Source organism: Nonomuraea sp. NPDC050310 (assembly GCF_040655795.1).
GTDB lineage: Bacteria > Actinomycetota > Actinomycetes > Streptosporangiales > Streptosporangiaceae > Nonomuraea.
Genome location: NZ_JBFAKP010000050.1, coordinates 1 through 7,347, shown reverse-complemented (window position 1 = coordinate 7,347; position 7,347 = coordinate 1). Strand labels below are relative to the sequence as shown.

General features: G+C 70.7%; 7 protein-coding genes. 4 read left to right on the top strand and 3 right to left on the bottom strand.

What is annotated here, in order from left to right:
• Positions 1 to 456 precede the first annotated feature (456 nt).
• Together AB0I67_RS42990 and AB0I67_RS42985 are read right to left on the bottom strand one after the other, a co-directional pair.
• The gene (locus AB0I67_RS42990) at positions 457 to 1,860 is read right to left on the bottom strand and encodes an MFS transporter (RefSeq protein WP_357936750.1); all 1,404 of its coding nucleotides are present in this window, start codon (positions 1,858 to 1,860) and stop codon (positions 457 to 459) included.
• Between the two features lie 107 nt (positions 1,861 to 1,967).
• Positions 1,968 to 2,927 carry a LysR family transcriptional regulator gene (locus AB0I67_RS42985; protein WP_357936748.1) on the bottom strand — a complete coding sequence of 320 codons (960 nt, stop codon included), beginning with the start codon at positions 2,925 to 2,927 and terminating at the stop codon, positions 1,968 to 1,970.
• Between the two features lie 73 nt (positions 2,928 to 3,000).
• On the opposite strand from AB0I67_RS42985, the gene AB0I67_RS42980 reads away from it, so the two are divergent.
• On the top strand, positions 3,001 to 3,855 hold the full coding sequence (locus AB0I67_RS42980; RefSeq protein ID WP_357936746.1) for an MBL fold metallo-hydrolase: 855 nt from the start codon (positions 3,001 to 3,003) through the stop codon (positions 3,853 to 3,855).
• Between the two features lie 20 nt (positions 3,856 to 3,875).
• A complete protein-coding gene (locus tag AB0I67_RS42975; protein WP_357936744.1) occupies positions 3,876 to 4,913 on the top strand; it encodes an aldo/keto reductase in 1,038 nt (345 codons plus the stop codon).
• Between the two features lie 62 nt (positions 4,914 to 4,975).
• Here AB0I67_RS42975 and AB0I67_RS42970 read toward each other — a convergent pair whose 3' ends face one another.
• On the bottom strand, positions 4,976 to 5,905 hold the full coding sequence (locus AB0I67_RS42970) for a LysR family transcriptional regulator (RefSeq protein WP_357936742.1): 930 nt from the start codon (positions 5,903 to 5,905) through the stop codon (positions 4,976 to 4,978).
• A gap of 71 nt (positions 5,906 to 5,976) precedes the next feature.
• On the opposite strand from AB0I67_RS42970, the gene ilvE reads away from it, so the two are divergent.
• Positions 5,977 to 6,915: a branched-chain-amino-acid transaminase gene (ilvE, locus tag AB0I67_RS42965; RefSeq protein WP_357936740.1), complete on the top strand. Its 939-nt coding sequence runs from the start codon at positions 5,977 to 5,979 to the stop codon at positions 6,913 to 6,915.
• Positions 6,915 to 7,283 carry a cupin domain-containing protein gene (locus AB0I67_RS42960; protein ID WP_357936738.1) on the top strand — a complete coding sequence of 123 codons (369 nt, stop codon included), beginning with the start codon at positions 6,915 to 6,917 and terminating at the stop codon, positions 7,281 to 7,283. Before ilvE ends, AB0I67_RS42960 begins: the two co-directional genes overlap by 1 nt.
• Positions 7,284 to 7,347: the final 64 nt, after the last annotated feature.

Here is a 7,347-nt window from a genome sequence, read left to right as displayed (position 1 = left end):
CCGCCCTTTCCCTCTCGCTGCTGGCCTACCTCGTCTTCTACCAGCTGATCCTGACGACACTCCTCGGCTGAGCGTGCATGGGCAGCACGCCGTGAGCTGGAAGGAAGCGGCTCTGACCGCACAGCCGTGGTGCCGCCCACGGCACCGGCGAGATGGGTGGCGACCGCATGCCACCCGTCCTCCGCCGCCGGGCCTGTCAGAGCAGAGGAGCTCTCACTGCTGGGCTGTGCGGCGGGAAGCTACAGAGAGCATCGGCGGAGGGGAACGCAGACGCGCCCAGGGGCGGAGCCCCAGCCCTGTTGATGATCAGAATCGATGTCCGGGGACACGTAATCCAATGGAAGTCGGACCGCTGCCGGGCCGCCGGACGCAGCAGTGTGCCACCCGCGACGCGGCCCGCCGCCATCGTGCGGGCCGCGTCGTCGGGTGGCTCGCGGGACCAGGCGATCCCGCAGGTCAGTTCGCGGGGCGGCGCAGGAAGAGCCAGGCCGTCACCGCGCCGGCCAGCACAAGGGCCGCGTTGACCAGGATCGCGGTGCTCACCCCTTCCAGTACCGTGGCGCCGCCGGACATCCCGGCGGTGGCGACCGCGCTCATGATGGGGATGCCCATGGTGATGCCGACCTGCTGGGTCATGGTGGCCAGGCCGGTGGCGAGGCCCTGCTCGCTGTCGGGCAGGCCCGAGGTGGCCGCAACCATGAAGCCGACGATGGCCAGCATGTTGCCGACGCCGCCGACGAAGGTAGCGACCAGGAGCAGCGCGAGGGAGCCGCGGTCGTCGCCGAGCAGGAACAGGGACGCGGTGGCGACGGCCTGGACGGCGAATCCGGCGGTGATCACCGTCCTGACGCTGGTCCTGGCCAGGACTCTGGGCGCTATGACACCGCCGACGACGGTGCCGAGGCCGAGCACGCCGAAGGCCAGACCCGTGGCCAGCGCCGAGTAGCCGAGCACCTTCTGCAGGTAGAGGGTCAGCAGGAAGACCAGGGAGGTCTCAGTGAGGAACGCGATGAGGCCGGCCAGGTTCCCCCAGCTCACGGCGGGGCGCTTGAGAATGGGCAGCGGCACCAGGGGCGCGGCGGCCCGCTTCTCCGCGAACCAGAACGCCACCAGCAGGACCACGGCGACCGCCAGTGACGCGAGGGTCGTCGAGTCGCTCCAGCCGTGTTCGGCGGCGTTGGTGAGGCCGAAGACCAGCGCCAGGAGACCGCCGGTGACGGTCATGGCGCCCGGCAGGTCCATCCGGGGACGGCCGGCGGGCCGGCTCTCGCTGATCACGCGCGGCGCGGCCACGAGGACGGCCACGGCGACGGGAACGTTGACGAGGAACGCCCAGCGCCAGCTCAGCAGGTCGGTCAGCAGACCGCCGAGGATCGCGCCCGTGGTGAAACCCGCCGACATGAGTGCGCCGTTGAGTCCGAGCGCCCGCTGACGCAACGGCCCTTCTGCGAAAGAGGTGGTCAGCAGCGCCAGTCCGGCGGGGGTGACCATGGCGGTCGCGAGCCCTTGGGCGACCCGCGCGACCAGCAACATCTCAGGGTTGATCGCCAGCCCGCCGACCAGCGAGGACACGCCGAGCAGCGCCATTCCCGCGAGGAACAGCCGGCGCCTGCCGAACAGGTCGGCGACGCGGCCGAACAGCAGGGTGAAACCGGCGGCGCACAGGGCGAACGTGGTCGCGATCCACTGCAGGTTGGCCAGCTTGAAGCCCAGCCCTTCGCCGATCACCGGCAGGGCCACGTTCAGGATGGAGAAGTCGATCGCCAGCATGAACTGGGAACCGAGCAGGAGTACAAGGATGAGCTTCTGCCGGCCGGTCATCACCGGTCTGGCGGGAGCCGCTTCCTGGAGCAGGGTCATGGTCAGCCTTCCTCTATTTTTCGGACCTCCTAAACGTCGGGTCTCGGGTGTGGCCGCAACAAGGCTGAAGGCGGGAAGGATCGATCAGCCATGGTTATCGACGGAGCTCAGAGCGTGTCCAGGACCCTTTCGGGCCCGCCGAGACTTCTGGTGAACTCATGGGCGCTCCGCGCGAAAGCCCGAACCTTGGCCGTCCCGCGGGCACTCGGCCACACGAGCGCGTACTCGATGGGCGGGGCGTCCCGGAAGGGGACGAAGGCGAGGCCGGGCTGCATGTAGTAGCGCTCACCGGCAGCGGAGACCGGGCAGACGCCTTTGCCCGCCAGCACGAGTGAGAGCACGTCCTCCCAGTAGAGGATGGCCTGGCCCTGAGGGATCGGCCGGCCCGTGGGCGTCCGGCGCGGGAAGTGATGCTCGCGCCAGTGGTCGGGGACGGCTCCGCCGACGGTCAGCAGGGTCATCTCGGCCAGATCTTCCACGCTGATCGACGCGTGGCGGGCGAAGGAGTGGCCGGCCGGCAGGAGCAGCGCCCGGGGCTGGGAGATCAGGACCGGGCCCACGGTCAGGTCGGGCTCGTCGATGGGCAACTCGGTGACTTGGAGGTCGACCCCGCCGGCGCGCAGCGAGGCGTAGGGGTCGCTGATCTGCACCTGCTGGATGTGCAGTTCGATGCCGGGGTGGCGGGCCGAGAAGCCGTCGGCGGCCTGGAGGATGAGGTTGCTGGTGAACGAACCGGAGAAACCGACGCGCAGCACTCCCGTGATGCCGCGCCCCGCCGCCGTCGCTTTGGCGATCTCCTCCTGAATGCGGCGATGGGCCGGTTCGATGCCGCCCCGCAACTGCTGTCCGATGGCGGTCAGGGCCACCTGGCGGCTGGTGCGGGCGAACAGCTTGACGCCGATGCGGCGCTCCAGCTTGGCGATCGTCTGGCTGACCCGGCTCTGCGACACCCCTGTCCGCTCTGCCGTACGCCCGAAGTGCAACTCCTCGGCCAGCGTCAGGAAGATCTCGATCTCGTGCCGCTCCATGCCCTCCACCTCGAACGATGAGTTCTGCGAATGAATCATGACATATGTCGTTCTTGATGCTGTACGTCCTCTTCGTCACGGTGGGACGGCGAACACCGGCCGAGGAGGCACCATGATCGACAGACGGCTACGCAGGCCGTCGGGGATCCGCTCGCTCCGGCTCGGCGCGTTGCGGATCAGCTACGTACCCGACGGCGTGGTGCAGCTCAGGCCACGTGGCTGGCTGCCCGCGGCCACCGAGCGCGACTGGATGGAGCACGCCGACCATCTCAACGACACCGGCCACCTGGTGGCGGGCATCGGCGGGCTGCTGATCGAGCACGGCAGCCGGGCCCTGCTCATCGACGCGGGGTTCGGACCGCGTGCCGTACCGGAGGACCCCGATCACCCGCTGGTCGGCGCCATTCACGGGGGCGCGCTGCTGGAGAACCTGGACCGGCTCGGGCGCGCGCCCGGCGAGATCCAGACTGTGGCCTTCACCCATCTGCACGCCGACCATCTGGGCTGGGCCTGCGTCGACCCGCCGGTCTTCACCGGCGCCGCCTTCCTGGTGGCCGAGCAGGAATGGGCGCACCGCCACCTCGCCGAGGAGCACGGCGTCACCGGCCTGATGCTCTCCATGCTCGCGCCGCGGCTGCGGCTCGTGCGCGACGCGGAGGAGATCTTCCCTGGTGTGCGGGTACGGCTCGCCCCCGGCCACACCGCGGGGCACGCTGTCTTCGTCATCAGCTCGGGAGGACGGCGGCTGCTGGCGTTCGGCGACGCGCTGCACTCCCCCGTCCAGGTCCGCCACCCCGAGTGGTCGTCGGGCGCCGATCACGACCCCGCCGGGTCGGCCCGCCAGCGCCACTGGCTGCTGGCCGAGCTCCGGCGGCCGGACACCCTCGGGTTCGGCGTGCACTTCGCCGACGTGGTGTTCGGCCGCGTACGCCAGGACGCCGACGGCGCCACCTGGCAACCACTGTGAAGCACAGAAGGAGTCATCTGATGGAATACCGACGCCTGGGCGCGTCCGGCCTCAAGGTCCCCGTACTGAGTTTCGGCGCCGGCACCTTCGCCGGCCGAGGCGAGCTGTTCGGCGAGTGGGGCGACACCGACGTCAGGCAGGCCCGCCGCCTCGTGGACATCTGCCTCGAGGCCGGCGTCACCATGTTCGACAGTGCCGACGTCTATTCGGGCGGCGCGTCGGAAGAGGTCCTGGGAGCGGCCGTCAAGGGCCGTCGCGACGAGGTGCTGCTGTCGACGAAGGCCGGACTGCCGATGGGCGACGGGCGGGGTGACGCCGGGACCTCGCGCACTCGGCTGATCAAGGCGGTCGAGGACGCGCTGCGCCGGCTGGGCACCGATCACATCGACCTGTTCCAGCTGCACGCCTTCGACGCGGGCACGCCGGTCGAGGAGGTGCTGTCCACGCTCGACGACCTCGTACGCTCCGGGAAGCTGCGCTACGTCGGCGTCTCCAACTTCTCCGGCTGGCAGCTCATGAAGTCGCTGGGGGCCGCCGAGCGCCACGGCTATCCGCGTTACGTCGCGCATCAGGTCTACTACTCGCTCGTCGGCCGGGACTACGAGTGGGAGCTGATGCCCCTCGGCCTGGACCAGGGCGTCGGCGCGCTCGTGTGGAGCCCGCTCGGCTGGGGCCGGCTCACCGGCAAGGTCCGCCGTGGCGCGCCGCTGCCCGCCCGCAGCCGCCTGCACCGGACCGCCTCGTACGGCCCGCCGGTGGACGAGGAGCACCTGTTCACCGTGGTCGACGTGCTCGACGAGGTCGCGGAGGAAACCGGCAAGACCGTCCCGCAGGTCGCCCTCAACTGGCTGCTGGACCGGCCCACCGTGGCGTCGGTCATCATCGGCGCCCGTGACGAGGAGCAACTTCGCGACAACCTCGGCGCCATCGGCTGGGCCCTCACCCCGGAACACGTCGCCCGGCTCGACGCGGCGAGCCTCCGGACCGCCCCCTACCCCTACTCCCAGTACCGGCGTCAGGAGGGGTTCGCCCGCCTCGACCCGCCCATCGCCGGCTGAGCGTCGTCGCCCGCCACTGACAGCTGCGGTACGGCAGGCGACCGGTTGTGCCGCCGGGGGGTTCATGGTGAAATCCGCCCGTCCAGCCCCCTGAGTTCCGCGGCCACCGCCCGCAAGTGCTCGATCATCGCGGCGGCCGCGGGCAGCCGGTGCTGCTGTGCCGGCGTGGCGGTCATGACGGTCCTGGTCAGCGACGGTTCGTCCAGCGGCCGCACCACCAGGTCGGGAGCGGTCGCGGGAAGGGTGAGGAACGGGGCGAGCGCCACCCCCAGCCCGGCGGCGACCAGCCCTCTCACCGTCATCTGGTCGTCGGTCCTGAACGCGACGACCGGCTCGAATCCCGCCTGCCGGCACGCCCGGGGCAGCACGTCGAGCGTGGAGCCCCGGTGCACCCCCTGGATCCACCGTTCCTCGGCCAGGTCGGCCAGCCGGATGCGGGGGCGTCCGGCCAGGCGGTGGTCCGGCGGCAGCGCGATGTGCAGCGGGTCGACGAGCAGCGGGCGCACCTCGACGTTCGCGGGGGCGGTCAGGGGGACGACGGGGAACTCGTACACGAGCGCCAGGTCCAGCTCGTGCGCGGCGACCGCGGCCACGGCCTCGTCGCGCTCGACCTCGATCAGCTCCACCGAGACCGCGGGCCGCTCGCGCAGGAAGGCGCGTACGGCCATGGGCATGAGCGTGGCGTTCGCCGTCGTGAACGATCCGAACCGCAGCCTCCCGCCCGCTCCGGCGCAGATCGCGGCCAGCGTGCTCTCGGCGGCACGCAGCTCGGTCATGATCCGCTCGGTGTGGGTCAGGAGCGCCCGGCCTGCCTCCGTCAGCCGCACGCCCCGGGCATGCCGTTCGAGCAGTCGTGCCCCGGCCTCCCGCTCGAGCACGGAGATCTGCTGCGACAGCGCCGAGGTGGTGTACGACAGCGCGGTAGCGGCGCGGGTGAGCGACCCGTGGCGGGCCACCTCCTGCAGAACGCGGAGTCGGGCTACATCGAGCATACGGAAACGCTAAACCCTTTATTAAGAAGCTGTCGATTGTCCTTAACGGACGGTGCGCTCATGCTGTCGGCATGCGATTCGGAACCCCCTACGCCGAGGTCTACGCCGAGGACGCGTTCGTGCCTGAGAAGGAGTCCCGGCTCAGCGTCCTGGCCAACGCGGTCTCGTACGGCACGGGCACCTTCGAAGGGATCAGGGCCTGCTGGAACCCGAATCACCAGGAGCTCTACCTGCTGGAGGCGCGGGCCCACTACGAGCGAATGGCCCGCTCGGCCCGCATCCTCGGACTGGAGCTGCCGTACGACCCGGACCAGCTGACCCGCCTGACCATCGAGCTGCTACGCCGCAACGACGTGCGCGCCGACGCCTACGTGCGGCCCCTCCTGCTGCAGGCCGGCGAGCAGCTGGCCGTCCGGATGCACGACTGCGGCACGCGCCTGTACCTGGCCGCCACCCCCATGCCGGGCGACTACATCGACCGGGGCGGGGTGCGCTGCATGGTGAGCGCCTGGCGCAGGACCGGCGACGCCGCCGTGCCCAACCGGGCCAAGGTGATCGGCAGCTACGTCGGTCCCGCCCTGGCCAAGACCGAGGCGCTGCGCCACGGCTTCGACGAGGCCATCATGCTGACCGGCGACGGCCACGTCGCCGAGGCCACCACCTCGAACGTGCTGATCAGAACCGGCGAGCGCTGGGCCACCCCCGCCGCGACAGACGACATCCTTCCCGGCATCACCCGCCGGCAGGTCATGCACCTCCTGGGTGAGACCACCGGCGCCCTCGTCGAGGAACGGCGCGTGCATCGCTCGGAGCTCTACTCCTGTGACGAGCTCCTGCTGTGCGGTACGGCGGTGCTCGTCGCCCCGGTCGTCGAGGTGGACGGCCGGCCCGTCGGAGACGGGCACCCGGGCGAGGCGACGCTTGCCGTACAACGCCTGCTGCAGGCGATCAGCCGCCGTGAGAATCCCGACCATTCCGAATGGACCACACCCGTGTACGGAGCCGCCTGATGCTGACCCACCTGAACGCCATCCCGCCCACCCGGATCTGGAAGGACGTCCTGGCCCGCGTGGTCCAGGGCGAGCAGCTCACCCTGGCCGTCGTCGAGCTGCCACCGAACGGCCTGGTCCCCGAGCACCGCCACGTCAACGAGCAGATCGGCCTCTGCCTGCAGGGTACGGTCACCTTCCGCGTGGGCCAGGAGACCCGCGACCTCGGACCCGGCGGTACCTGGCGCATTCTCGCGGACGTTCCTCACGAGGCCCAAGCGGGGCCGGAGGGCGCGGTCGTGGTGGAGGTGTTCGCCCCGGTACGAGACGACTGGGCCGAGCTTGAACAGGCGCCCCCGACCACACCGAGCTGGCCCTCCACACACTGAAGCCGACCAGGCGGCGGCCGGCTTGGCCGAAAGGCTTCGCAAAGCGCATCCAAAGCACCCCCGC